This window comes from Catellatospora vulcania, from assembly GCF_009720385.1.
Taxonomy (GTDB): domain Bacteria; phylum Actinomycetota; class Actinomycetes; order Mycobacteriales; family Micromonosporaceae; genus Catellatospora; species Catellatospora vulcania.
This window is the reverse complement of sequence record NZ_ML769303.1, coordinates 43,625-68,094: the sequence shown is the minus strand read 5'-3', so window position 1 is coordinate 68,094 and position 24,470 is coordinate 43,625. Positions and strand designations below refer to the sequence as shown.

Below are 24,470 nucleotides of genomic sequence, written 5' to 3'. Positions count from 1 at the left end.
TTTTCCCTATAAATACCCAGACAAACGAAATGTCTGGGAATACCAAACGGCCGCCGAGCCGGCTCCCCACGAATCAGGCGTGGGTCCGGTCGGCGGCCGTCAGGTTTGCTAGGACGTCGCGGCGCGGCGGGCGGAGCGGCGACGGGTGCGCAGCTGGCCCGCGATGACGAACGCGAACGAGATCAGGAACATCGCGGTGGCGATGGCGTTGACCTGCGGCGGGATGCCGCGCAGGTTCGAGCCCCAGATGAACATGGGGAACGTCGTGTAGTCGCTGGTGCCGGTGACGAAGTTGGTGATGATGAAGTCGTCGAAGCTCAGCGAGAACGCCAGCAGGGCGGCGGCCACGATGCCGGGCAGCACGAGCGGCAGGATGACCAGACGGAACGCCTGCCACGGCGTCGCGTACAGGTCCATCGCCGCCTCCTGCAGCCTCGGATCAAGCCCGGCCAGCCGCGCCTTCACGGTGACCACTACAAACGATATGCAGAACATGACATGCGCGATCAGGATCGTCAAGAAGCCCATCGGGATCTGCAGCCCTATGAACAGGGTCAACAGCGAGGTGCCCATGACGATTTCCGGGGTGGCCATCGGCAGGAAGATCAGCGTGTTGGTACTGCCCCGGCCGATGAACCGGTAGCGAACCAGGGCAAAAGAGATCAAAGTTCCCAGGATGGTGGCGATCAACGTGGCGGACAGGCCCACGTAGATGCTGCGCATCAGCGAGTCGCAGATGCCCGCCGCCCCGCACATGTCGGTCCAGTTGTTCCAGGTGAAGTCGAACGTGGCGAAGTCCAGCACGTACGTCGTGTTGCGGCTGGCCGGCTGGTTGAACGACAGCAGCATGACCACGGCGATCGGCACGAACAGGTAGGCCAGCAGCACGAACCCGAGCAGCAGCACCCACTTCTCGGCGATCCAGCGCCAGAACCCGTGCATCAGACCACCTCCTCCGTGCCCGCGGTGCTGACGTAGACCGTCACCAGCACCAGGATCGTCACCATCAGCATCACCGACAGCGCGGACGCGATCGGATAGTCGTTGACCACCAGGAAGCGCGACTGGATCACGCTGCCGATCATCTGCGTGTTCGGCCCGCCCAGCAGCTGCGCGTTGACGTAGTCGCCGGCCGCCGGGATGAAGGTGAGCAGCGTTCCCGCGATGACGCCCGGCATGGACAGCGGCAGCGTCACGCGGAAGAAGCTGCGCACCGGCCCGTGGTACAGGTCGCGCGCCGCCTCCAGCAGCCGGGTGTCCAGCTTGTCGAGGCTGGCGTACAGCGGCAGCACCATGAACGGCAGGAAGTTGTAGACCAGGCCCGCGATCACCGCGAACTCGGTCGCCAGCAGCCGCCCGTCCGGCCCCAGCAGGTGCGCCCACTTCAGGAAGTCGACCACCGGCCCGCTGTCGGACAGGATCGCCTTCCACGAGTAGGTGCGCACCAGGTAGCTGGTGAAGAACGGCGCGATCACGCCGACCAGCATCAGGTTCTTCCAGCGCCCGCCCTTGATCGCGATCGCGTACGCCAGCGGGTAGCCCAGCAGCACGCAGACCACCGTGGTGATCAGCGCGTACCACAGCGAGCGCAGGAACTGGACGTGGAACATCTCCCACGCGTCGGCGTAGTTCGAGAACTGCCAGGTGAACGTGTAGCCGGTCTCGACCGAGCCGCTCGGGTCCCACAGGCTCGCCATGACGAGCTGGAACACCGGGTACACGAAGAAGACCGCCAGCCACAGCAGGCCGGGGGCGAGCAGGGCGTACGGGATCCACCGCCGCCGCCGCATCCCGGCCGGGGGTTCGACCGGGATCTCGGTGGCGGCGGCGGGCGTGCCCGACGCCGTGGGCAGCAGGGCGGCCACGTCAGCTCCCCACGAGGAACGAGTGCGCGGGCGACCAGTGCACCGCCACCTCCGCCCCGGGCAGCGCCGGGTTCGCGATGCCGGAGTTGGGCACGAACACCGTCAGCTCACTGCCCCACGGGGCGCGCACCAGGTACTGCGTGGAGACGCCGGTGAAGGACGCGTCGGTGACGACGCCCTGCACCGCCGCGTGGCCCGAGGGCACCGCGGCCAGGCCGTCGGCCAGGTGCAGCTTCTCCGGGCGTACGCCCAGCAGGGCCGTGCCGGAGGTGACCCGGCACCGGGCCGACGGCACCGCCAGCCGGTTGCCGTGCGCGTCGACCGTGACGTGGCCGTCGGCCTGCCCAGTCACCTCGGCCTTGATCAGGTTGGACTGGCCGAGGAAGTTGGCCACGAACGCCGAGGCGGGGAACTCGTACATCTCAGCGGGCGCACCGAGCTGCTCGATCCGCCCCGCCTGCATCACCGCGACGGTGTCGGCCATGGTCATGGCCTCCTCCTGGTCGTGCGTGACATGCACGAAGGTGATGCCGACCTCGGTCTGGATGCGCTTGAGCTCGATCTGCATCTGGCGGCGCAGCTTCAGGTCGAGCGCGCCGAGCGGCTCGTCGAGCAGCAGCACCTCAGGCTGGTTGACCAGGGCACGGGCCAGCGCCACCCGCTGCTGCTGCCCGCCGGACAGCTGCGCCGGGCGGCGCGACCCGTACTGGCCGAGCTGGACCAGGTCGAGCATCTCGGCGACCTTGCGGCGGGTGTCCGCCCGGTTCTCGCCCTTGCGGCGCAGGCCGAACGCCACGTTGTCCTCGACGCTCATGTGCGGGAACAGCGCGTAGCTCTGGAACACCGTGTTGACCGGCCGCTTGTAGGGGCGCATCCGGGTGATGTCCAGCCCGCCGAGCGTGATCCGCCCGGCGTTCGGCTCCTCCAGGCCGGCGACCATGCGAAGGGTGGTTGTCTTGCCGCAGCCCGACGCCCCGAGCAGCGCGAAGAACGAGCCGTCCGGAATGGTCAGGGTGAGGTCGTCGACGGCGGTGAAGCCGCCGAACGTCTTGGTGACGTTCTCGATGCAGAGGTCCTGGTCGGTCAACCTGTCACGCCCCGATCGCTGCCTGGAACTTGCCCTGGTACTCCTTCTCCTCAGCCTCGGTCAGCGGCTTGAAGATCTTGATCTTCGACTGCATCGCGGCGTCGGGGAAGATGAGCGGGTTCTGCGCGAGGTCCGGGTCGATCTTGACCATCTCCTCCTGCGCGCCCGCCACCGGGCAGACGTAGTTCACGAACGCGGCCAGCTCGGCGGCCACCTTCGGATCGTAGTAGTAGTCGATCAACGCCATCGCGTTCGCCGCGTGCGGCGAGGTGATCGGGATCATCATGTTGTCCGACCAGAGCATCATGCCCTCGTCCGGCGTGACCAGCTTGATCTTGTCGTTCTCGAAGCCGAGCTGGATGACGTCGCCGGACCACGCGATACAGGCGGCGATGTCGCCCTTGGCCAGGTCCTGCACGTAGTCGTTGCCGGTGAAGCGGCGGATCTGCCCCGACGCCACGGCGGCCTTCAGCTTCTCCAGCGCCGTGTCGAAGTCGGCGGTGGTGAAGTTGCCCGGGTCCTTGCCGATGGACAGGAGCATGAAGCCCATCGTGTCGTGCATCTCGGTGAGGCAGGTGACCTTGCCCTTCAGGTCGGGCCGGGTCAGCAGCTCGTCGACCGTGCGCACCTCCTTGGTCACCGCGGTGTTGACGCCGATGCCGGTCAGGCCCGACTGCCACGGCGCCGCGTACTCCATGTTCGGGTCGAACTGTCGGCCGCGCAGGGACGGAGCCAGGTTCTTCGCGAACGTGGCGACCTTGTCGGCGCTGAACTTCGCGGCGAAGCCGTTGCGGATGAACGTCGCCGCCATCCAGTCGGTGAACACCACGAGGTCGCGGTCGATCGGCTGGCACGCCGCGAGCTGCGTACGGATCTTGCCGTAGAACTCGTTGTTGTCGTTGATGTCGGCGGTGTAGGTGACGTCGATGCCGGTCTTGGCCTTGAAGGCCACCAGCGTCGGGTGGACCTCGGGGTTCTTCTCGTCCTCGTCCATGTAGGCGGGCCAGTTGGAGAAGGCGATCTTGCGTTCGGCGGCCGACACGTCGGCGACGGTGCAGAGCGGGCCGGCCGACGGGCCGGGGGCGCCGCTGTTGGTGCCCTTGGTGCCGCAGGCGGCGAGCGCGCCGCCGGCAACCGCGAAAGCCCCACCGGCGAGAGCCCCGCGCAGCACCGTCCGGCGTGACGGCATGGCCGCCAGCACTGCCTGGGCCTGCGGGGAGAGTGGTATACGACGAGCCATCGAACGTTCCTTCACTGCCAGAGGGGTTTACAGGCGCAGATATCACTTACTGACTGAAGACGGTGCGGTGCCACGGCTTCGCGGCGACCGCGGTGATGTCGTACATGACGTGCTTGATCTGGGTGTACTCGTCGAACGAGTACGTGGACATGTCCTTTCCGAAGCCGGAGCGACGGTAACCCCCGTGTGGCATCTCGCTGATGATCGGGATGTGGTCGTTGACCCACACACATCCGGCGCGCAGCTCGCGGGTGCCCCGCAGCGACCGGTGGACGTCCCGGGTCCACACGCTCGCGGCCAGGCCGTACGGCGTGTCGTTGGCCAGCGCCACACCCTCATCATCGGCGTCGAACGGCAGCACGACCAGCACCGGGCCGAACACCTCGTGCTGGACGACCTCGCTGTCCTGGGCGGCGTCGACGATCAGCGTGGGCGCGTAGTAGGCGCCGTGCGCCAGCCCCTCCGGCACCCGGCCGCCCGCCACGATCTTGGCGCCCGCCGCGCGGGCCCGGTCGACGAAACCCGCCACCCGGTCGCGCTGGGCGAGGCTGATCAGCGGGCCGATGTCGGTCGCCGGGTCCAGCGGGTCGCCGGCGCGTACGCCCTCGAACAGCTCGGCGACCCGGGCCACGAACCGGTCATAGAGCGGCCGCTGCACGTACGCGCGGGTGGCCGCGGTGCAGTCCTGACCCGAGTTGATCAGCGACCCGGCCACCGCGCCCTGCGCCGCGGCCTCCACGTCCGCGTCGTCGAAGACCAGGAACGGGGCCTTGCCGCCCAGCTCCAGGTGCACCCGCTTGACCGCGCCCGCCGCCGTCGCACCGATCCCGCGGCCCACCGCCGTCGAACCGGTGAAGCTGACCATGTCCACGTCGGGGTGCGCGACCAGCGCCGCCCCGGCCGTCGGGCCGCGCCCGGTGACCACGTTGACGACCCCGGCCGGGATGCCCGCGTCCAGGCAGGCCTGCGCGAACATCACGCTGGTCAGCGGGGTCAGCTCGGCGGGCTTGAGCACGATGGTGTTGCCCGCCGCGATCGCGGGCAGGATCTTCCAGGCCGCCATCTGCAGCGGGTAGTTCCACGGCGAGATCGAGCCGACCACGCCGATCGCCTCGCGCCGCACGTAGCTGGTGTGGTCGGCGGAGTACTCCCCCGCCGCCTTGCCCTGCAGATCACGGGCCGCCCCCGCGAAGAAGGCGGTGTTGTCGATCGTCCCCGGCACGTCGAACTCGCTGGCCAGGCGCACCGGCTTGCCGGTCTGCGCCACCTCGGCGGCCACGAAGTCACCGGCCCGCTCGGACAGCAGCGCGGCCAGGCGGTGCAGGGCTCCGGAGCGCTCGCCCGGCGTCGCGCCGGACCAGCCCGCAAAGGCCGCCCACGCGGCCGCCACAGCCGCGTCCACATCTTCCTGACCAGCCAGTCCGTACTCCGCCACGGTGCTACCGTCGGCGGGGTTGACCACGGAGAACCGCTCACCTGACGTGCCGTCGGCGATCCGATCACCGATGACATTCGGCGAAAAGCCGGCCATATCGCCTCCCACTGTCAGATGTTCAACAACCCGTGGCGCGACGATCCTGACATGACGTGCGCCACATGACAAGGGATTCCGTGGCGAATCTGGGGTGCGACTACGGATTCCAGCATCCAATATCGCGACTTGATGACGTTTCCGTTACGAGGGTGGCCGCCAAGTGTCGGAATCGTCTGCCTCGTAGCGATACGATGCCCGGGTCGGATCATCACCCCCGCGATCCCCCTCTGCGTACGCCCCAGGAGGCCTCATTGCCGACGCCCGCCGACTCCGCAGCGCAACGCGGTGTCATCCGCCGCCACCCTCAACTCAACCACGCCAACCACGCGCTCCTCGACGACATCGCGAAGCAGATCATCGAGCAGTTGCAGGAGGACGGCCGTAGACCGTACGCGACCATCGGCCGCGCGGTCGGCTTGAGCGAGGCGGCGGTGCGACAGCGCGTGCAGCGGCTCATCGACGCGGGCGTCATGCAGATCGTGGCCGTCACCGACCCCCTCCAGCTGGGGCTGGGTCGGCAGGCGATGATCGGCGTGAAGACCACGGGCAACCTGGAGGGCATCGCCGACCGGATCTCCGAAATCGAGGAGGTCGACTACGTGGTGATCACCGCCGGGTCGTACGACCTGCTGCTGGAGGCCGTCTGCCGTAACGACGACCACCTGCTGGAGATCCTGCACGAAGTGCGGGCGGTGGAGGGTGTGATCGGGGCCGAGGTCTTCGTCTACCTCAAACTCCGCAAACAGACCTACTCCTGGGGCACCGGCACCGCCTGACGCCCCGGTTTTTCATAGACGTTGGCCTATCTGGATGAGTATGATCTCGTTTTTCTCATCCAGATAGGCCAACGTCTATCTGCGGCGCGGGGCGCGGGCGCGGGGCGGGCCGCGGCGCGGGCGGATCTGGTCAGACGCCCATGACGGCGGAGAACTTGGCCTGGTAGGCCTTCTCTTCGGCTTCGCCGAGCGGGGCGAAGGCCTTCACGTCGGCGAGCATCGCGTCGTCGGGGAAGATCAGCTTGTTCTCGGCCAGTTCGGGGTCGATCTTGACCATCTCGTCCTGCGCGCCGGCCACGGGGCAGACGTAGTTGACCCACGCGGCCAGCTCGGCGGCCACCTTCGGGTCGTAGTAGTGGTCGAGCAGCGTCATCGCGTTGCTCGCGTGGGTCGCGGTCACCGGGATGACCGCCGCGTCCGACCAGATCAGCAGGCCCTCTTCGGGCGATACAAACTTGATCTTGTCGTCGTTGAGGCCCAGCTGGAGCGCGTCGCCGGACCAGGCGATCGCGGCCGCGACGTCGCCCTTGGCCAGGTCCTGGACGTACTCGTTGCCGGTGAAGCGGCGGATCTGGCCGGACTCGACGGCCTTGCGCAGCTTCTCCAGCGCGGCGTCGAAGTCCTCGGGCGTGAAGGACGCCGGGTTCTTGCCGAGCGACGCGATGAGCAGGCCCATCGTGTCGGGCATCTCCATCGGCACGCTCACCTTGCCCTTGAGGTCGGGGCGGGTGAGCAGCTCGTCGACGGTGCGCACCTCCTTGGCGACGCGGGTGTTGACCGCGAAGCCGGTGAGGCCGGACTGCCACGGCACCGCGTAGCGCAGCTCCTGGTCGTACGGGCGGGCCTTCAGCGAGGGCAGCAGGTTGCGGCGGTAGTTGGGCGTCTTGGCCGGGTCCAGCTCCTGCGCGAAGCCGTTGCGGATGAACTTGTTGACCATCCAGTCGGAGAACACCACGATGTCGCGCTCGATCGGCTGGCAGGCCCCGAGCTGCGCGCGGATCTTGCCGTAGTACTCGTTGTTGTCGTTGATGTCCTCGGTGTAGGACACGTCGATGCCGGTCCGCGCCTTGAAGGCGGCCAGCGTCGGGTGGCGCTTCTCGTCGTTCTCGTCCACGTCGAGGTACTGCACCCAGTTGCCGAACGACACCTTGCGCTCACTGGCGGACAGGTCGGTGGCGGTGCAGGCGGGGCGGGTCGACGCACCGGCCTGGGGGGCCATGCCCTTGGGGCTGCACGCGGCCAGGACGCCGCCGGTGGCGGCGAGCGCGCCGCCGGCCAGGGCGCCGCGCAGCAGCCGCCGCCGCGAGGGGGTCGCCGTGGTGGCCGCGAGCAGGGCGCGGGCCGGAGCCGACAGGGGACGAGCGCGCAATCGAGGCACCTTCCGCTGGGCAGGCTGAGAGCCTGGAGGGGTACAGGGATGACCCGCAATTGTGCCCAAATCATCCCGCCGTACGCCCGCTGAGGTGCGGCAGCTCACAAACCACCCGTTACCGACCAACGATGTCGCCCAGGTTGCCGACGCACTACGAAATCCGTAGCCGTCGTGCGAAAATACCACTGAGAGGGTTGCTGTATCTCGACGACGTATGCGATAACCGTAGGCAACGCCGCAACGTACCGATGAGTGAGGCCTCACGATGGGCAAGGAAACCGACCACCTCTGGATGCACTTCACCCGCATGGGCGCCTACCGCGAGGGCAGCGTGCCGACGATCGTCCGCGGCGAGGGCACCTACGTCTGGGACAGCAACGGCAAGCGGTATCTCGACGGCCTCGCCGGCCTGTTCACCGTCAACGCGGGCCACGGCCGCGCCGAGCTGGCCGACGCCGCCGCCAAGCAGGCACACGAGCTGGCCTACTTCCCGCTGTGGTCGTACGCCCACCCGAAGGCGATCGAGCTCGCGGACCGGATCGCCGAGCTGACCCCCGGCGACCTCAACCGGATCTTCTTCACCACCGGCGGCTCCGAGGCCGTGGAGAGCGCGTGGAAGCTGGCCCGCTCCTACTTCAAGAAGGTCGGCCAGCCGCTGCGCCACAAGGTCGTCAGCCGCTACCTCGCCTACCACGGCACCTCGATGGGCGCCCTGTCCATCACCGGCGTCCCGGCGTTCCGCGCCGAGTTCGAGCCGCTGGTGCCCGGCGGCATCAAGGTGCCGAACACGAACTTCTACCGCGCCCCCGAGCACGGCGACGACTACGAGGCGTTCGGCGTGTGGGCGGCCGAGGAGATCGCCCGCGCCATCGAGCGCGAAGGCCCCGAGACCGTGGCCGCGGTGTTCCTGGAGCCGGTGCAGAACGCGGGCGGCTGCTTCCCCGCCCCGCCCGGCTACTTCCAGCGGGTGCGCGAGATCTGCGACCGCTACGGTGTGCTGCTCGTGTCCGACGAGGTCATCTGCTCCTGGGGCCGGCTCGGCGAGTACTTCGGCGCCCAGTACTACGGCTACCAGCCCGACATCATCACCACCGCCAAGGGCATGACCTCCGGGTACTCCCCGCTCGGCGCGATGATCGCCAGTGACCGGCTGATCGAGCCGTTCCTGGCCGACGGGCAGATGTTCGCCCACGGCATCACCTTCGGCGGGCACCCGGTCAGCTGCGCGGTCGGTCTGGCCAACCTGGACCTGTTCGAGCGCGAGGACCTGGTCGGCCACGTACGCGAGAACGCGCCCGCGTTCCGGGCCACCCTGGAGAAGCTGTACGACCTGCCGATCGTCGGCGACGTCCGCGGCGAGGGCTACTTCTACGGCATCGAGCTGGTCAAGGACCGGGCCACCCGGGAGACGTTCAACGCCGAGGAGTCCGAGCGGCTGATCCGCGGCTTCCTGTCCGGGGCGCTTTTCGAGGCAGGGCTGTACTGCCGCGCCGACGACCGGGGCGACCCGGTCATCCAGCTGTCCCCGGCGCTGACCGCGACCCAGCAGCAGTTCGACGAGATCGAGCAGATCCTGCGCGACGTGCTGACCCGGGCCTCGTCACTGCTGTGACCTCTTTGTGGTTCGACACCGCGGGCGGGGCGATCGCGCCCCGCCCGCGCCTTTCCGGCGACCTCGACGTCGACGTGGCGATCGTCGGCGCGGGATACACCGGCCTGTGGACGGCCTACTACCTGTGCCAGGCCGACCCCGGGCTGCGGATCGCGATCGTGGAGGCCGAGCAGGCCGGGTTCGGCGCGTCCGGGCGCAACGGCGGCTGGTGCTCCGGGCTGCTCCCCACCCCGCTGCCCAAGCTGGAGAAACTGCACGGGCGGGGCGCGGCGATCGCGTTCCAGCAGGCGATGATCGACACGGTGGACGAGGTCGGCCGGGCCGCCGCCGCCGAGGGCATCGACTGCCACTGGGACAAGGGCGGCACGCTGGGCCTGGCCCGCTCCGAGGCGCAGTGGCGCGGGGCGCGGGCGGAGGCCGAGCTGGCCGCGTCGTACGGGTTCGAACTGCGGCTGCTCGACCGGGCCGAGGCGCTGGACCGCTGCGGCGCGACCGAGGTGCACGGCGCCACCTGGTCCCCGCACTGCGCGGCACTGCACCCGCTAAGGCTGGTACGCGGACTGGCCTCGGTCGTCGAGCGGCTGGGCGTCATGATCCATGAGCAGACCCGGGTGCTGGAGATCATGCCGGGCGCAGTCCACACCGTTGTCGGTGCGCGCCGTGCCGCGGTTCGCACCGATCACGGCACGGTGCACGCGGACGTGGTCGTCCGGGCCACCGAGGGCTATACGGCGGGCCTACCCGGTCACCGGCGGGCCGTGGCGCCGATCTACTCGCTGATGGTCGCGACCGAGCCGCTGCCGCAGTCCTTCTGGGGCGAGGCGGGACTGGACCACCGGGAGACCTTCACCGACCACCGCCGGCTGGTCATCTACGGCCAGCGCACCGCCGACGACCGGCTCGCCTTCGGCGGGCGGGGCGCTCCCTACCACTACGGCTCCGCGGTGCGCCCGTCCTTCGACAGCGAGCCTGCGGTGCACCTGGCGCTACGCAACACCCTGGTCGAACTCTTCCCTGCCCTCGACGGCGCGAAGATCACCCATGCCTGGGGCGGCCCGCTCGGCATCACCCGGGACTGGCACCCCTCCGTCGGCCTCGACCGCTCCACCGGCCTGGCCTGGGCCGGCGGCTACGTGGGCGACGGCGTCGCCGCCACCAACCTCGCCGGCCGCACCCTCGCCGACCTGATCACCGGCGTCGAGTCGCCACTGACGGTCCTGCCCTGGGTCAACCACCGTTCCCCCCGCTGGGAACCCGAACCCCTCCGCTGGCTAGGCATCAACACCGCCCTCCACACCGTCGCCACTCTCGACCGCTGGGCCGCTCACGTCGGCGAGGCAAGGTAGTCCGGCTAGTCCGGCGGGCAAGATCGCTGTTTCGTGCCAAGATCTGCGGTCTGGCCTCACGTTTCGACCCGAAACAGCGATCTTCGACGCTCTGGCGTTAAAAGAAGGTGCCCTTCCTCTACGCGTAGCGATGGGAAGGTGCCCTTCCTTCGGGTCAGGACGGGGGGATGACGCGGAGGTGGCCGCGGCGGCCGGGGGTGGGCGGGCCGTGGGGTGGTTCGGGGGCGGGCTGGCGGGGGGCGGGGCGAGCTGCCTCGCGGACCGCTTCGGCCAGGGCGACCAGGTCGTCGGTGGTGGGGGGCGGGGGTTCGAACTCGCCGTCGTGGCGGACGAGGTCCCAGCCGCGCGGAGCGGTGAGGCTCAGGGCGTGCGGTTCGCACAGGTCGTAGGTGTGCGGCTCCTGGTACGCGGCGAGCGGGCCGACCACCGCCGTCGACTCTGCATAGACATAGGTCAGCGTTGCGACCGCCTGCCGGGGGCAGCCGTTACGAGAGCAACGCCGTGGAGACCTCACGGCGTGTGACGTTAGTGCCCCGCCGCGCACCGGTACGCCGGTTGCGCCGCGACACGCCGAGGGAAGGATCACGGCCCCGTACCGCGTCCCGGTGCTGGCGCTCGGGGATACATTTGCCGGGTGACCAGTCCCGCCCGACGCCGCCCGACCGCCGCCCGCCGCCGACGCGACCGCCACGGCCGGGGTATGCGTGGTCGCCTGGTGCCGGCCAGCGTGCCTCTGGCCAGGACGAAGGCAGAGGTCTTCGACGAGCTGGTGCTGGACACGGTGGAGTCGCTCGAGGCGCGTTTCGCGACCGAGCTGGCCGGGGTGGAGTTCGCGGTCGAGGACGTGCCGCCGGACCTCAACGTCTACGACTCGGACGTGCTGGAGGACGGGCGGGTGCCGCTGGCGCGGCTGCTGCCGGGACGGCCGGGCCGGCACGGAGTGCCGCCGCGGATCGTGGTCTACCGGCGTCCGCTGGAGTTCCGGGCCTCGGATCGGGACGACCTGGGCGAGCTGGTACGCGACGTGATCGTCGAGCAGGTCGCCAACCTGCTGGGCCTGAACCCCGACGATCTCGCGTAGGAGCAGGTCTCACTTAAGACAAGGTGCTGGTCGGTACGCTGCCGGACCCGCCCCCACGGGCCCGGCAGCGTCCGGAAGTCTCAGATCGCGCGGCGCTTGAGCTTGCGACGCTCCCGCTCGGACAGCCCGCCCCAGATGCCGAAGCGCTCGTCATGCGACAGCGCGTACTCCAGGCACTCGGACTTGACCTCACAGCGCGAGCAGATGCGCTTGGCCTCGCGGGTAGAACCACCCTTCTCAGGGAAGAACGCCTCCGGGTCAGTCTGGGAGCACAGCGCGTGCTCCTGCCACTCGGGCGCGTTGCCCAGCAGATCCGCCACGACGGGGCGACCGTCCATCTCCGCTGCCTCCTTATTGCGCGCCGGCTCACGACCGACGCTACCCCCCACCTGGAGAGCGTTTGTCCACATAGGCGGTTTTGTGGATGCCGCTACCTCCAGCCCCACGCAAAATTACACGCGTGTCCTACGTGCACCGTCAAGCTGACTCTGGTACACGCCCGGCAGGGCCGTTCGGTTCGGCTTTTCACCGTCCCGCCACTGCCCTATCGATTCAGACCCGAAACCGGTGACGGCATGTCGGGCGTGTCGTGGCGAAATTCTGCTGGCGTGTCGGGCTTGACGGCAGGGTGCTGACTACCTTCGGACAGGAGTGAGCTGCTAGCGCACGTAACTCGTCGTGCGCTGGCGGGCGGGCCGACCGGCGGCCTCGGCGATGGCGTGCAGCTGTTCCACCGTACGGGCCGAGCCGTGCGCCGATCCGGCCATTCGGGAAATCGTCTCCTCCATAAGAGTTCCCCCGAGGTCGTTGCAGCCGCCGTTCAGCATCGCCACGGTGCCCTCGTCGCCCAGTTTCACCCACGAGCACTGGATGTTGGGGATGCGCCCGTGCAGCAGCAGCCGGGCCATCGCGTGCACGACGCGGTTCTCCCGCCAGGTCGCCCCCGCGCGCGAGATGCCCGCCAGGTAGATGGGGGCGTTGGTGTGCACGAACGGCAGCGCCACGAACTCGGTGAAGCCGCCGGTGCGGTCCTGCAGCCCGGCCAGCACCCGGAAGTGGCCCAGCCAGTGCCGGGGGTGGTCGACGTGCCCGTACATCATCGTCGAGCTGGACCGGATGCCCAGCCGGTGCGCCGTCTCGACGGTCTCCACCCAGGCCGAGGTGGGCAGCTTGCCCTTGGTCAGCACCCAGCGCACCTCATCGTCGAGGATCTCCGCGGCGGTGCCCGGAATGGTGTCCAGGCCCGCGTCACGCAGCCGGGTCAGCCAGTCCTGGACGGACACGCCCGCCTTCGCGGCGGCGGTGACGATCTCCATCGGGGAGAAGGCGTGCACGTGCATGCCCGGCACCCGCGCCTTCACCGCGCGGACCAGGTCCGGATACACCGAGACGGGCAGCTGCGGGTCGATGCCGCCCTGCACGCAGATCTCGGTCGCGCCGTCGCGCCAGGCCTCCTCGGCCCGGTCGGCGACCTGCTCCACACTCAGCCGATACGCGTCGGCGTCGCGCTCCCGCTGCGCGAACGCGCAGAACCGGCAGCCCACGTAACACACGTTCGAGAAGTTGATGTTCCGGTTGACCACGTAGGTGACGTCGTCGCCGACGGTGTCGCGGCGTACGTCGTCAGCGATGCGGCACAGCTCGTCCAGCGCCGTCCCGTCGGCGTGCAGCAGCGCGAGGGCCGCCTCCTCGTGCACCGGCTCCAGCAGCGCCGCCGGGTTCTCCCGGGCGATCCGCAGCCCCGCCGCGAGCGCCCCCACGCTGACCGCAGGACCCGCACCGCCGACCGCGGCCCCGACCGCCGCCCAGTCGCCGTACACCGTGTCGAAGTCGCCGCGGCGGTCCTCGGCCCGGCCGTCGGTGTCGATCTCGCGGTGCAGGTCGACCCGCCCGGTGCCGCCCTCGACCTCGGGCTCCTGCCATGGACGGCCGACCACCGGCGCATCCGCGACGGCCATGCCGGTCTCGTCGGCCAGGGCGCGCACGTGCGGCTGCAGGCGCGGGTCGAGCCAGCGGTCGCCGCCGCGCACATAGTTCGGGTACACGGTGAGCCGTTCCCGCAGCTCGAACCCGGCCGCCTTGGTCAGCTCCGCCAGCTCGTCCAGGTGCGGCCAGGGCCGCTCGGGGTTCACGTGGTCCGGGGTGAGCGGCGAGACGCCGCCCCAGTCGTCGATACCGGCCTTGACCAGCAGCTCGAACGACGCGTCGATCAGGTTCGGCGGGGCCTGGATGCGCATGCCCGGCCCCATCAGCAGCCGCGTCACCGCGACCGTGGCGGCCAGGTCGCGCACCGAGGCGTCCGGGGTGGAGCGCATCGCGGTGTCCGGCTTGGCCCTGAAGTTCTGCACGATGATCTCCTGCAGGTGGCCGTATTCACGGGCGCTGCGGCGCATCTCGAAGATCGCGTCGACGCGCTCGGCGTGCGTCTCCCCGATGCCGATCAGGACCCCTGTGGTGAACGGCACACCCACCCGGCCCGCGTCGGCGAGCACCCGAAGCCGAACCGCGGGCTCCTTGTCCGGCGAGCCGTAGTGCGGGCCGCCCGGCTCCGACCACAACCGCGTCGCCGTCGTCTCCAGCATCATGCCCATGCTCGGCGCCACCGGCCGCAGCCGCTGCAGATCAGCCCAGCTCAGCACGCCCGGGTTCAGGTGCGGCAGCAGGCCCGTCTCCTCCAGCACCGCGATCGCCACCGACCGCAGGTAGTCGATCGTGGAGCCGTACCCCCGCTCGGTCAGCCACTGCTGCGCCGCCGGCCACCGCTCCTCCGGCCGGTCCCCCAGCGTGAACAGCGCCTCCTTGCAGCCCAGCGCCGCGCCCTGCCGGGCGATCGCCAGCACCTCGTCGCGGTCCAGGTACGCCGCGGGCAGCCGGTGCGGCACCGTCGCGAACGTGCAGTAGTGGCACCGGTCACGGCACAGCCGAGTCAGCGGGATGAACACCTTCTTCGAGAAGGTGATCACGCCGGGCCGCCCCGCGTCGCGCAGACCCGCGTCGCGTACCCCCGAAGCCAGCCCCAGCAGCTCGTCGAACGCCCCGCCCGAGGCGCTGAGCAGGGCAGTCGCCTCCGCCGCATCAAGCGTTCTCCCGGCCGCCGCGCGCTTGAGCGCACGGCCGATCTCCGCGGAACCGACCACCGGCTGGGCAACGACCTCGCTGGACATGCTCGCCAGCCTACGACCCTGGCCCCGGCGGGCGGCCGCGGTGCGGGAGGATGTCCAGATGCGGATCGTGGTGCTGGCAGGTGGCATCGGCGGCGCGCGTTTCCTGGCCGGAGTGCGGGCACACGCCCGCGCCACCGGCGACGAGGTGACCGCCGTCGTCAACGTGGGCGACGACGTGTGGATGCACGGGCTGCGCATCACCCCCGACCTCGACTCGGTCATGTACACCCTGGGCGGCGGCATCGACCCCGAACGCGGCTGGGGCCGCGCCGGCGAGACCTGGACCGTCAAGGAAGAGCTCGCCAAGTACGGCGCGGAGCCTTCATGGTTCGGCCTCGGCGACCGGGACATCGCCACCCACCTGGTGCGCACCCGCATGCTCAACGCCGGCTACCCGCTGTCGGCCGTCGTCGCCGCGCTCTGCGACCGCTGGCAGCCCGGCATCACGATGCTGCCCGCCACCGACGACCGCCTCGAAACCCACGTCGTGGTCGCGGCCGAGGACGGCAGCGGCGACCAGGCCATCCACTTCCAGGAATGGTGGGTACGCCACCGCGCAGCCCTGCCCGCCAAGCAGTTCCGCTTCGTCGGGGCCGACACCGCCAAACCCGCAGCAGGCGTGCTCGACGCGCTCCAGGCCGCCGACATCGTGCTGCTCGCCCCCAGCAACCCCGTCGTGTCCATCGCGCCCGTACTGGCCGTCAGCGCCCTGCGCGACGCGCTCGTCAGCGGCACCGCCCCCGTCGTCGGCGTCTCCCCCATCATCGGCGGCAGCCCCGTCCGCGGCATGGCCGACAAATGCCTGTCCGCCGTGGACGTCGAATGCTCCGCCCAGGGCGTCGGCCGCCTCTACGGTGCCAGGTCCGACGGCGGCGTGCTCGACGGCTGGCTCGTCGACGAGGCCGCCGACGCCGCGACCGACGTCCCCGGCGTACGCGTCGCTGCCGTACCCCTGTGGATGACCGACGACGACGCCACGGCCGCCATGGTCCGCGCCGCCCTGGAACTCGGAGGACGAGCATGATCGACGGGTTCAGCGTGCACGCGGTGCGTGGGATTCCGGACGTGCAGCCCGGCGACGACCTGGCCAAACTCATCGTCGGTGCCGCCCCGTGGCTGGCCGACGGCGACATCCTCGTGGTCACCAGCAAGATCGTGTCGAAGTCGGAGGGAGCGCTGGCCTCGGTTCCCGTCGGCGGTCCCGAGCGGGAAGCCGCGCGGGAGCAGGTGCTGCGCTCGCAGACGGCCCGGCCTGTCGCCACTCGTGGGCACACCCGGATCGTGCAGACGCATCACGGGTTCGTGATGGCCTCGGCCGGCATCGACAACTCCAACGTCGACCGGTCCCAGCTCGTGCTGCTGCCCGTCGACCCGGACGCGTCCGCTCGTGCGCTGCGTGAGGCGCTGCGCGAGGGGTACGGGCTCGACGTCGCGGTCATCGTCAGCGACACCATGGGGCGGCCGTGGCGCAACGGGCTCACCGACGTCGCCCTCGGGTGCGCGGGGATCGAGCCACTGCGCGACCACCGCGGAGAGACCGACCCGTACGGCAACGAGCTGCAGATCACGCAGATGGCGGTCGTGGACGAGCTGGCGGCTGCCGCGGAGTTGGTGAAGGGCAAGGTGGACCGGGTGCCGGTCGCGGTCGTACGCGGGCTGCTCACGTCCACGCGGGACAGCAGCGGGGTCGTGCCTACGCTGGTTCGGGATGCTGAGCATGACCTGTTCTCGCTTGGGACCGCGGAAGCTCGGGAGCAGGGGCGGGCGGAGGCCCTCGGCCAGGCCTGATCCACAGGGTGTCGGTGAGTTATCCACAGGCGGTCCGGTAAGGGCTGTGCTCAGCGTGGTCGATCCGTTACCCTGCCCGCAGGCGTGAATCCGGCAGGTGTGGGTCGAATGGTGCTGGGACGCTTCCACAGCGCGCTTCTTTGGGGAGGGAAGCATGCCTGAACAACGTGTACCGGTACAGATCACTGTCGACTTGGCCGGGCTACGAGAGGTCAGCGCCAGCCTGCGCCACCAGACCGAGGCGGACCTCCGGCCGGGCCTGGCTACGGCACAACGCAGGATGGGCTGGGGTGCCCGTTTCTGTCTCGCGCTGGATTGCGCCGAGGGACGGGCCGCCCGAATCTCAGCGAGTGACGTACTTGCCTTGCACCGGGACAACGCTAAGTTTCAGTTGCAAATCATCGAAGGCCTGAACATTGCGTTGGATCAGATCGCAGAGAACTATGCCGACGCCGACCTACGAGCAGCCGCCCGCATCTACGACGTAGACGCAGAGTTGAACAAGGCGATCGCACAACTGCGGGCGAGCGCAAAGGTCCACCAGACACCACTGCAGCGCGGAATGCTGCCATGACCGCCCGGCCAGCGGAAATACTTTCCTCTGAGGGCGGCTACATCGCCACACCGCAAGGTGCTCTGGAGGTGTGGCCGACAGTGGGAAAAACCAATTGGGTCGCAGCCGACCCGCCACGGGTGTGGGACATGCTGCAGCACGAGGACGATGCACTCGGCTGGGAACAGGTGTCGGGCATGCGCACCTATGCTTCCTTGATCATTGCACAAGCTGACAGGCTGTCCAGACACCGCACAGCGCTCGCACAGATCTGGCCTGCCGAACAGAGTCAAGCGGCTGGCCATGCCTTAAGGAAGCTCGATAAAATGATCGAGCTGCTCCGTACAGACAGCGAAGCCGCCATGCAGAACGCGCTCGCGCTTCAAGGAATCATGGAGGCCACGACAAAGGCCAAGCGACAGGTTCATCAGGTCGTGAAGGCCTGGGAACTGACCACTAACGATGGCGGTCCTGAGTGGTGGGATCGTGAGGCCACACGACTTAGTTACCTGACAGAGCAAACCATGGAGGCGACCGAACGGGCAATACGCGATCACCGTGCACAGATGGTCGTGCCTCCCGACTGGAACCAGATTGACAAGGGAGGCCAGATCCCGCCGCGCCTTCCATTGCGGGACAGACCGGCCGGCGGACCGTTGCCAACCGGCAGAGCGGATACCCGCGATCAAACTAACCAGCGGCCGATCCCGCCTAGCCTTCCTGGCCGTCCTCCGCTAGTCAGTTTGCCGTCGCCAGGACCGGATCCGGATCTACAAGGTGCCATTCCGGCAGTTCCCGGACAACCTGTGTCGATGTTGCCGATCGCACCCGGCAATCCCTATGCGCCCTACGGTGGTGCCTACGTATTACCAGGCCCGGGTGTAGGACCGAATGGTTATGTGGTCGCGCTACCCGCACCCGGAAGTGGCGGTACTCCGGTCGTGTCGCAAGCGCGAACCTCCAGCGGATCACCGGGAATGATGCCAATGCCCATGGGCGGCCCGTTCGGGCAACAAACCGGACGCGGCAGTGAGGCCTCAAATCGTCGGGGCGCAGACACCCGCTGGGAGGTCGCGCAAGGCGTCACACCGGTGATCCGACCAGAGGGACACAACCATGTCGCCCCTACCGAGCAGGAGACCGAGGAGCAATTCCGTCGCTGGTTCACCCAGACAGCCATGCCCTGGCGCAACGACGACACCGTGGACAGCCCCACCCCCATCGTCACCATCCGACGAGGAGCCAGCCCATCTTGATCCGCTCCAGTCCCACGATCCGCGCCTTCTCAGCCCTTGCGCTGACAGCGGTACTGGTCAGTGCGCCCGCGCCGGCCCAAGCCGATGAGGTTTCTGACGGGCAGTGGTTTCACTCGTTCCTGCGAACCACAGAAGCGCATCGAATCACCGAAGGCGCTGGCGTGACCGTCGCCGTCATAGACAGCGGCGTCGACGCCACGCATCCGGATCTACGCGGTTCGGTGCTGCCGGGTGTGGATCTCACAAAAGAAGGACCGGGCAATGGATGGACCGACAAAGAGGGACATGGCACCGGCATGGCTGGGCTTATCGCAGCACACGGGAAGGTCAAAGGTCTAGCTCCCGCGGCAAAGATCCTGCCCGTCCGGGAGTCGATCTTGGGTGTCGGCACCACTACGGAAATCGTGGATGCCATCAAATGGGCCACAGCTCAGCAGGTTGACGTAATCTCGATTTCCCTAGCCATGCACCTCGACGATGCCACGATGCGTACGGCGGTCACCGAGGCGCTCAATGCCGACATCGTCGTCGTGGCCGGGGCAGGCAATACGCCTGACACCGCAGTCGGATTCCCCGCTGCCATTCCAGGCGTCGTTGCCGTCGCTGGCGTAGGAAGGAACGGAGAGCACTCGGAGATTTCCGTGACCGGCGCAGGCATCGTGATCTCGGCACCGAGTGACGACATTACCAGCACAGGACTCGACCACGGCTGGCGGAAGGGCACAGGAACGTCCGACGCAACAGCGATCGTTGCGGGTGCCATAGCCCTTATACGCGCCCGCTATCCAGATCTTTCCGGACCAGATGTGGTACACCGTCTCGTTGCCACCGCTGTCGACAAAGGCCCAGCCGGACGTGATGCGAAGTACGGCTTCGGCGTTCTCGATCTGGTCAGTGCGTTAACGGAAGACGTGCCGCCGCTTGCATCTGCTTCAGCTGCGGCAAGCGCGCCCGCGAACCCCGCACCCGACGGTCCCCGCCATTGGATCTGGGTATTCGGTGCCTTCGTCGCCATCGGGGTACTGATATTGATCCTCAGGTCACGACGGCGTAGGTGAGCGGCCGGCGAGCATCGCGAGGCCAAGGGGGGTGAGGGTGTGCAGGACCGTGTTGCGGTCGCGGAGGCTGTGCACGAGGCCGGCTTCCCGCAGCACCGCCACGTGCTGGCTGGCAGCCGCCGGGGACACCTCAAGCCGCCGCGCAAGCTCAGTCGTTGTGCTCCCGTCGGCGAGCAGCTCGACCACCGCCGCCCGGGTACGCCCGAGCAGCGCCGCGAGCGCCTCCTGACTGCGTACGACCGCGGCCCGCGCCTCGTGGTGGACCGAGTACACCAGCACCGGCGGCAGTTCCGGGTCGAACAGGCAGACCGGCTTGCTGGGCGTCTTGAAGTACGACGGGACGAGCTGCAGCCCACGCCCTTCGAGGTGCACGTCGCGATCGGACGGATATTCGGAGATCTCCAGCACGCTCCCGTCGAAGCGCACCGTCGGATGCAGGGTGTTGAGCAGCCCTTCGGTACCGGAGTCGAGCATGGTGCGGGCGCGCAGGCCGCGGTCGGCGTCGACCGCGGTGCGGACCCGGTCCCACATGGGTGCGATCGCCGTCTCGTGATACCGGCTGATGGCGGTGCCGAGTTCACCCAGGGCTCGGGTGGCTCCCCCGCCGACGTCGTCGACGGTGCCGGAGAGCGAGCCCTGCGCGTCGCCCAGGGCGTTGATCTCCTTGCGGAGCCTGTCCTTGGGGGTGGACAGCACGGCTTCGAGTCCGGGCGCGATTCCGGCGGCGGCTTCGGGCGGGGTGAGGAAGTCGGGGAAGTAACCGACTGGCGGGTTCAGCGCCAGCAGCAGGCCGACCTGGTCGCGCAGGGCGCCGCCCGGCTTCAGGTCGGTGATCATGCGGTTCTTCCAGCCGCCCAGCAGCGGGTCGGTGCCTCGGTATCGCAGCAGGTGGATGCTGAGAGCGAGTTCCCACATCGGGTCCGGCGTCGACGAGATCCGGGTACGAACGAGGTCGGCGCTGGTGAAGTGGATACGCAGCATGAGCTCTCCGGACTAGGGGTCGGCGCTGACTCTACCGGCCGAGGTGACCTGGGTCTTTAAGTCACAACCGAAAGACGTAGACCCTTCACCGTTCGGTGGATGATCCTTGGCGCAGCCTGGGGAACCGAGGCGGCACCTCCATGGAGGTGCGAACTCGGCCGTACGGGGGCGTACGGGGCGATGCGGTAGCGGCTGATCGGTTCTGCCGGGGGGCAGGCCGATCGGCCGCTCCGTACGTGGGGCGAGGCTGCGGAACCCCAGTTCAAAGCCATAGTGCGATGCGGTGATCCTCGTCGGCGACATAGAGCGGGGCACCGTCACGTTCGGAGATGCCTTCGACGTGGTGCAGTGGTGCCAGGTCGGCGACCGGTTCCGGGGCGACCAGCGCCGGGCCGGTGCCGTCCGGCAGCCGGAAGCGCAGGTGCCGGCAGGTGGCGTCACGGGCGTCGGGGTGCTGTTCCAGCAGGATGGAGCCCTTGTCGAGGGCGTCGATCGAGCCGACGACGACGTCGTAGGCCCCGTCTTCGCGGGCGGAGAGGGCCCGTACGCCGAGTGGCCCCTGGCCGATGCCGGTGAGCGCGTACACCCCGGTCACGCCTAGGGTTTCCGCGCCGCTGAACAGGCCGGGCACGCCGGACAGCTCGACCAGGATCGGCTCGCCTGCGGCGGTGACGGGCCAGCGGAGCCCGGCGAGGAGCGTGCCGCGGGCGGTGAACGCGGCGCCTTCGATATTGACCGGGTGGTCGCCGGGCGCGAGTTGGCTGGTCCAGCGCTTGCCCTTGGCGGTGCCGCGGCGTACGGCCTCGGTGACGAAGCCCGCGTGCACGACGTCGCGGACGGGTTCGGGGGCGGCCGGGTGCCCGGTGGCGGCGAGTGCGGCCAGGGCGTCGTTGACGGCCCGGTGCAGGGCGAACCGGTGCCTGATGATCTGCAGTTGCGGTGCGGACGACTCCCGGAACCGGGCCACGAAGGCACGCTTGGGCTGAAGCGGCCCGGCTTTGGAGCCGAAGTGCGAGCCGAGCACGTAGACCCAGCCGTCGAGCCGGGCCAGCGCCTCCGCGTCCTCGGTGCGGCCCTCGTGGTCGCCCGCCGTCGCCTTGACGTGTTCGGCTCGCCAGCCGCCGTCGTGCTGCTCGACGAGCAGCGCCAGGCATTGCTCGACCGGCCCCTCGTCGAGGACGGTCCAGTAGGCCCGGCGTGCGCCGAGTTCCGCGAGAAGACCTTCGTCGTGTACGGGCAGCAGGTCGCTCGCCTCGTTGCCCGCCGCGGACAGTTCCACCAGTCGCATGGAGATCAGCCTAGGCAGTGCAGGCGAGCCGCCACCCGGTCAGATCCGGCTGTCGCCGCGCTCCTTGAGTTCGTCGACCAGCTTCTTGACGTCCTGGGCCCGGTCGCGCGGGCAGACCAGCACCGCGTCCGGGGTGTCCACGATGATCACGTCGCGCATGCCGAGGGCGGCGACGAGGCGGCCGGACTGCGGCACGACGACGGTGCCGGCGGAGTCGTGCAGCAGCACCTCGGGCTTGCCGCCGTCGAGGGTGGCGCTGTCGCCGACGATCACGTTACCGGCGTCGTCGGCGGGCAGCACGTCACCGAGGGTGTGGAAGTCGCCGACGTCGTTCCAGCCGAAGTCGCCGGGCACGGTCGCGACGAGCCCGGCCGCGGCAGCCCCCTCCATGACCGCGTAGTCGACGGAGATCTTGGGCAGGGTCGGCCAGATCTCGCCGAGCACCCGGTCGCGGTCGTCGGTGTCCCAGGCCGCGGCGATGCGGATCAGCCCGTCGTGCAGTTCGGGCTGCTGGCGGTGCAGTTCCTTGAGGAAGACGTCGACGCGCCACACGAACATGCTGGCGTTCCACAGGTAGCGGCCGGAGCGCACGTACTCGGTCGCGACGTCCAGGGTGGGCTTCTCCTTGAACTCGTCGACGGTGCGGACCGGCCCGTCGATCGTCGCGCCGCACTGCAGGTAGCCGTACCCGGTCTCGGGGTGGGTGGGCGTGATGCCGACGGTCATCAGCAGGCCGCGGCGCGCGCCGGCCTCGGCGTCGCGCAGCACCTCGACGAAGCGGGCGCCGTCGCGGACCAGGTGGTCGGCGGCGAACGAGCCCATCACGGCCTCGGGGTCGCGCTGGGCGATGACCGCGGCGGCCAGGCCGATGGCGGCGCAGGAGTCGCGCGGGCTGGGCTCGATCAGGATGTTGGAATCGGGCAGATCGGGCAGCTGCCGCGCGATCCCGGGCGCGTGGGCCACGCCGGTCACCACGTACGTGTCGCCGAGCGCCGCCACCGGGGCGAGCCGGGCCACGGTCGCCTGGATGAGGGTCTCGGCGGTGCCGGTCAGGGGGTGCAGGAACTTCGGGTTCGTGGCGCGCGACAGCGGCCAGAGACGGGTTCCACTTCCACCTGCGGGAATAACGGCGTGCAGCATCCGCCCATTCTGCCTGACGGGTGTGAACAGCAGGCGCACCCCGCCCGTGACACAAGCCGCATTCGCCTGCTAGTGATTGGGGTGCGGGCTGCTCAGCGCTGGTGCCGCAGCGACCGCTGCCAGGCGGTCACGTGCGCGTCGGCGCTGGAACTCCAGCTGAACTCCTTCGCCCGCGCCAGGCCCGCCGCGCCCAGCGCCGACCGGCGCGGCTCGTCGTCGAGCAGGATGGCGAGGTCCTTGGCGATGTGGTCGGCGTCCTGGCCGGTGTAGGCGACCGCGTCGCCGCCGACCTCGGGCAGCGACAGCCGGGGCGTGGTCAGCACCGGTGCGCCGCAGGCCATCGCCTCCAGGATCGGCAGGCCGAAGCCCTCCCCGTGGCTCGGGTACGCGCACAGCACCGCCCCGCCGAGGAAGCCGGGCAGGTCGGCGTACCGCAGATAGCCGGGGCGCAGCAGCCGCAGGTGGGCCGGCACCTCCGCGGCCACCCGGTCGATCTCGTCGTCGTGGCCCTGGCCGCCGGCCAGCACCAGCGCGGGCGGGTCGATCCGGTCGCGCACCGCCGCGATCCAGCCCCGGATCAGGTTCGGGACGTTCTTGCGGGGCTCCTTCGCGCCCAGGAAGGCGATGTAGCCCTGCTCCCCGAGTCCGAGCCGGGAGCGCACCCGGGCCTTCTCCTCCTCGCCGGGCACGTGGAAGGCGGTGTGGTCGACACCGTGGTAGGCCACGTCGATGCGGGTCGGGTCGGCGTCCAGCAGCCGGATCAGCTCGTCACGGGTGGCCTTGCTGGGCACGATGACCCGCTCGGCCCGGCGCAGCGAGGTCTTGATCGCGGACCGGAAGAAGGTGCCGCGGGACTTCTCGTAGTGCTCCGGCTCGGTGAAGAACGTCGCGTCGTGCACGGTCACCGTCACCGGGCAGCTGGCCCGCAGCGGGCAGGTGTAGAACGGCGAGTGCAGCACCTGCGCCCCGACCTGCTGGGCGAGCAGCGGCAGGCCGGTCTGCTCCCAGGCCAGCCGGGCCGGGCGGTGGGCCACCGCGGCGGGCGCGGCGAGGACCTGGGCGTGCGGCAGGGTGCGGGCGTAGCGCTCCTGGTCGGTCCGCTGGGAGACCACGACCAGGTCGATGTCGGAATGGTCGGCGAGTGCGCCGAGCAGGCCGTCGAGATACCTACCCACGCCGCCGCGGTCAGCGGGGACGCTGGTGGCGTCGACAAGCACCCGGGGAGAGCGAGCGATCGTCACGGTGAACACTCCTTGTGGGGGTGTGCAGCGCAGCCCAGCCGACCGCCGCTCTGCGGTTGTGAGACTGTGCGCTGTTTCACAGCAGTCA

The 24,470-nt window shown here is 69.4% G+C and carries 21 protein-coding genes and 1 pseudogene; 9 read left to right on the top strand and 13 right to left on the bottom strand.

The features are described from left to right. Positions 1 to 108: 108 nt before the first annotated feature. Genes F6W97_RS08390 through F6W97_RS08370 form a run of 5 tightly spaced genes read right to left on the bottom strand, consistent with a single transcriptional unit; the run spans position 109 to position 5,723 of the window. Positions 109 to 942 carry an ABC transporter permease gene (locus F6W97_RS08390; protein WP_155369644.1) on the bottom strand — a complete coding sequence of 278 codons (834 nt, stop codon included), beginning with the start codon at positions 940 to 942 and terminating at the stop codon, positions 109 to 111. Then, on the bottom strand, positions 942 to 1,865 hold the full coding sequence (locus tag F6W97_RS08385) for an ABC transporter permease (RefSeq protein ID WP_330164956.1): 924 nt from the start codon (positions 1,863 to 1,865) through the stop codon (positions 942 to 944). Before F6W97_RS08385 ends, F6W97_RS08390 begins: the two co-directional genes overlap by 1 nt. Position 1,866: 1 nt before the next feature. Beyond that, positions 1,867 to 2,952 carry an ABC transporter ATP-binding protein gene (locus tag F6W97_RS08380; protein WP_155369643.1) on the bottom strand — a complete coding sequence of 362 codons (1,086 nt, stop codon included), beginning with the start codon at positions 2,950 to 2,952 and terminating at the stop codon, positions 1,867 to 1,869. A 4-nt stretch (positions 2,953 to 2,956) separates the two neighbouring features. Then, the gene (locus F6W97_RS08375; RefSeq protein WP_155369642.1) at positions 2,957 to 4,192 is read right to left on the bottom strand and encodes a polyamine ABC transporter substrate-binding protein; all 1,236 of its coding nucleotides are present in this window, start codon (positions 4,190 to 4,192) and stop codon (positions 2,957 to 2,959) included. A gap of 46 nt (positions 4,193 to 4,238) precedes the next feature. Continuing rightward, positions 4,239 to 5,723, bottom strand: coding sequence for a gamma-aminobutyraldehyde dehydrogenase (locus tag F6W97_RS08370; protein WP_155369641.1), 1,485 nt, complete (start codon positions 5,721 to 5,723; stop codon positions 4,239 to 4,241). 293 nt (positions 5,724 to 6,016) lie between these two features. Between F6W97_RS08370 and F6W97_RS08365 the strand changes: the two genes are divergently transcribed. Then, positions 6,017 to 6,502 carry an Lrp/AsnC family transcriptional regulator gene (locus F6W97_RS08365; RefSeq protein ID WP_230686545.1) on the top strand — a complete coding sequence of 162 codons (486 nt, stop codon included), beginning with the start codon at positions 6,017 to 6,019 and terminating at the stop codon, positions 6,500 to 6,502. Between the two features lie 130 nt (positions 6,503 to 6,632). Here F6W97_RS08365 and F6W97_RS08360 read toward each other — a convergent pair whose 3' ends face one another. Beyond that, positions 6,633 to 7,871: an ABC transporter substrate-binding protein gene (locus F6W97_RS08360; protein ID WP_230686511.1), complete on the bottom strand. Its 1,239-nt coding sequence runs from the start codon at positions 7,869 to 7,871 to the stop codon at positions 6,633 to 6,635. Between the two features lie 268 nt (positions 7,872 to 8,139). Here F6W97_RS08360 and F6W97_RS08355 point away from each other — a divergent pair, with 268 nt between their 5' ends. Beyond that, positions 8,140 to 9,486: an aspartate aminotransferase family protein gene (locus F6W97_RS08355; protein WP_155369638.1), complete on the top strand. Its 1,347-nt coding sequence runs from the start codon at positions 8,140 to 8,142 to the stop codon at positions 9,484 to 9,486. Further along, the gene (locus tag F6W97_RS08350; protein ID WP_155369637.1) at positions 9,483 to 10,832 is read left to right on the top strand and encodes an NAD(P)/FAD-dependent oxidoreductase; all 1,350 of its coding nucleotides are present in this window, start codon (positions 9,483 to 9,485) and stop codon (positions 10,830 to 10,832) included. Before F6W97_RS08355 ends, F6W97_RS08350 begins: the two co-directional genes overlap by 4 nt. Positions 10,833 to 10,986: 154 nt before the next feature. Here F6W97_RS08350 and F6W97_RS08345 read toward each other — a convergent pair whose 3' ends face one another. Then, positions 10,987 to 11,346, bottom strand: a complete 360-nt coding sequence (locus tag F6W97_RS08345; RefSeq protein ID WP_120321490.1) for a DUF3499 domain-containing protein — start codon at positions 11,344 to 11,346, stop codon at positions 10,987 to 10,989. Between the two features lie 120 nt (positions 11,347 to 11,466). On the opposite strand from F6W97_RS08345, the gene F6W97_RS08340 reads away from it, so the two are divergent. Beyond that, positions 11,467 to 11,913 carry a metallopeptidase family protein gene (locus F6W97_RS08340; RefSeq protein WP_120316910.1) on the top strand — a complete coding sequence of 149 codons (447 nt, stop codon included), beginning with the start codon at positions 11,467 to 11,469 and terminating at the stop codon, positions 11,911 to 11,913. Positions 11,914 to 11,993: 80 nt separating this feature from the next. On the opposite strand, the gene F6W97_RS08335 is transcribed toward F6W97_RS08340, so the two are convergent. Beyond that, the gene (locus F6W97_RS08335) at positions 11,994 to 12,251 is read right to left on the bottom strand and encodes a WhiB family transcriptional regulator (protein ID WP_120316911.1); all 258 of its coding nucleotides are present in this window, start codon (positions 12,249 to 12,251) and stop codon (positions 11,994 to 11,996) included. Between the two features lie 321 nt (positions 12,252 to 12,572). After that, the gene (locus F6W97_RS08330; protein ID WP_155369636.1) at positions 12,573 to 15,077 is read right to left on the bottom strand and encodes a bifunctional FO biosynthesis protein CofGH; all 2,505 of its coding nucleotides are present in this window, start codon (positions 15,075 to 15,077) and stop codon (positions 12,573 to 12,575) included. Between the two features lie 58 nt (positions 15,078 to 15,135). Between F6W97_RS08330 and cofD the strand changes: the two genes are divergently transcribed. The 5 genes and pseudogenes from cofD to F6W97_RS08310 all read left to right on the top strand — a co-directional run bounded on the left by cofD (position 15,136) and on the right by F6W97_RS08310 (position 19,732). Further along, positions 15,136 to 16,101 (top strand): 2-phospho-L-lactate transferase, encoded by a 966-nt coding sequence (cofD, locus tag F6W97_RS08325; protein WP_155369635.1) that lies wholly within the window; start codon positions 15,136 to 15,138, stop codon positions 16,099 to 16,101. Then, a pseudogene (locus F6W97_RS08320) lies at positions 16,098 to 16,850 on the top strand (coenzyme F420-0:L-glutamate ligase); the annotation flags it as partial. The gene cofD and the pseudogene F6W97_RS08320, both read left to right, overlap by 4 nt. Before the next feature lie 169 nt (positions 16,851 to 17,019). Then, entirely contained in the window at positions 17,020 to 17,439 is a 420-nt protein-coding gene (locus F6W97_RS08315) for a hypothetical protein (RefSeq protein ID WP_155369633.1), read from the top strand. Positions 17,440 to 17,567: 128 nt separating this feature from the next. Beyond that, positions 17,568 to 18,674 (top strand): hypothetical protein, encoded by a 1,107-nt coding sequence (locus F6W97_RS40005; protein WP_196279030.1) that lies wholly within the window; start codon positions 17,568 to 17,570, stop codon positions 18,672 to 18,674. Beyond that, positions 18,671 to 19,732: a S8 family serine peptidase gene (locus F6W97_RS08310; RefSeq protein WP_196279029.1), complete on the top strand. Its 1,062-nt coding sequence runs from the start codon at positions 18,671 to 18,673 to the stop codon at positions 19,730 to 19,732. Before F6W97_RS40005 ends, F6W97_RS08310 begins: the two co-directional genes overlap by 4 nt. Here the strand turns inward: F6W97_RS08310 and F6W97_RS08305 are convergent. The 4 genes from F6W97_RS08305 to F6W97_RS08290 form a co-directional block, all read right to left on the bottom strand. Then, positions 19,715 to 20,713, bottom strand: a complete 999-nt coding sequence (locus tag F6W97_RS08305; protein WP_155369631.1) for an ArsR/SmtB family transcription factor — start codon at positions 20,711 to 20,713, stop codon at positions 19,715 to 19,717. The two genes, F6W97_RS08310 and F6W97_RS08305, sit on opposite strands and share 18 nt — an antisense overlap. Positions 20,714 to 20,975: 262 nt before the next feature. Further along, positions 20,976 to 22,007 carry a hypothetical protein gene (locus tag F6W97_RS08300; protein WP_155369630.1) on the bottom strand — a complete coding sequence of 344 codons (1,032 nt, stop codon included), beginning with the start codon at positions 22,005 to 22,007 and terminating at the stop codon, positions 20,976 to 20,978. A gap of 33 nt (positions 22,008 to 22,040) precedes the next feature. Then, the gene (locus F6W97_RS08295; RefSeq protein WP_155369629.1) at positions 22,041 to 23,141 is read right to left on the bottom strand and encodes a mannose-1-phosphate guanylyltransferase; all 1,101 of its coding nucleotides are present in this window, start codon (positions 23,139 to 23,141) and stop codon (positions 22,041 to 22,043) included. Between the two features lie 92 nt (positions 23,142 to 23,233). Further along, on the bottom strand, positions 23,234 to 24,382 hold the full coding sequence (locus F6W97_RS08290) for a glycosyltransferase family 4 protein (RefSeq protein WP_155369628.1): 1,149 nt from the start codon (positions 24,380 to 24,382) through the stop codon (positions 23,234 to 23,236). Between the last annotated feature and the right edge of the window lie 88 nt (positions 24,383 to 24,470).

Excerpts from the sequence above, each read along its gene's own strand:
- cofD (WP_155369635.1), top strand. The coding sequence starts at position 15,136 with ATGCGGATCGTGGTGCTGGCAGGTGGCATCGGCGGCGCGCGTTTCCTG.
- F6W97_RS08375 (WP_155369642.1), bottom strand. The coding sequence starts at position 4,192 with ATGGCTCGTCGTATACCACTCTCCCCGCAGGCCCAGGCAGTGCTGGCG.
- F6W97_RS08335 (WP_120316911.1), bottom strand. The coding sequence starts at position 12,251 with ATGGACGGTCGCCCCGTCGTGGCGGATCTGCTGGGCAACGCGCCCGAG.
- F6W97_RS08355 (WP_155369638.1), top strand. The coding sequence starts at position 8,140 with ATGGGCAAGGAAACCGACCACCTCTGGATGCACTTCACCCGCATGGGC.
- F6W97_RS08370 (WP_155369641.1), bottom strand. The coding sequence starts at position 5,723 with ATGGCCGGCTTTTCGCCGAATGTCATCGGTGATCGGATCGCCGACGGC.
- F6W97_RS08305 (WP_155369631.1), bottom strand. The coding sequence starts at position 20,713 with ATGCTGCGTATCCACTTCACCAGCGCCGACCTCGTTCGTACCCGGATC.
- F6W97_RS08330 (WP_155369636.1), bottom strand. The coding sequence starts at position 15,077 with ATGTCCAGCGAGGTCGTTGCCCAGCCGGTGGTCGGTTCCGCGGAGATC.
- F6W97_RS08390 (WP_155369644.1), bottom strand. The coding sequence starts at position 942 with ATGCACGGGTTCTGGCGCTGGATCGCCGAGAAGTGGGTGCTGCTGCTC.
- F6W97_RS08315 (WP_155369633.1), top strand. The coding sequence starts at position 17,020 with ATGCCTGAACAACGTGTACCGGTACAGATCACTGTCGACTTGGCCGGG.
- F6W97_RS40005 (WP_196279030.1), top strand. The coding sequence starts at position 17,568 with ATGCTGCAGCACGAGGACGATGCACTCGGCTGGGAACAGGTGTCGGGC.
- F6W97_RS08295 (WP_155369629.1), bottom strand. The coding sequence starts at position 23,141 with ATGCTGCACGCCGTTATTCCCGCAGGTGGAAGTGGAACCCGTCTCTGG.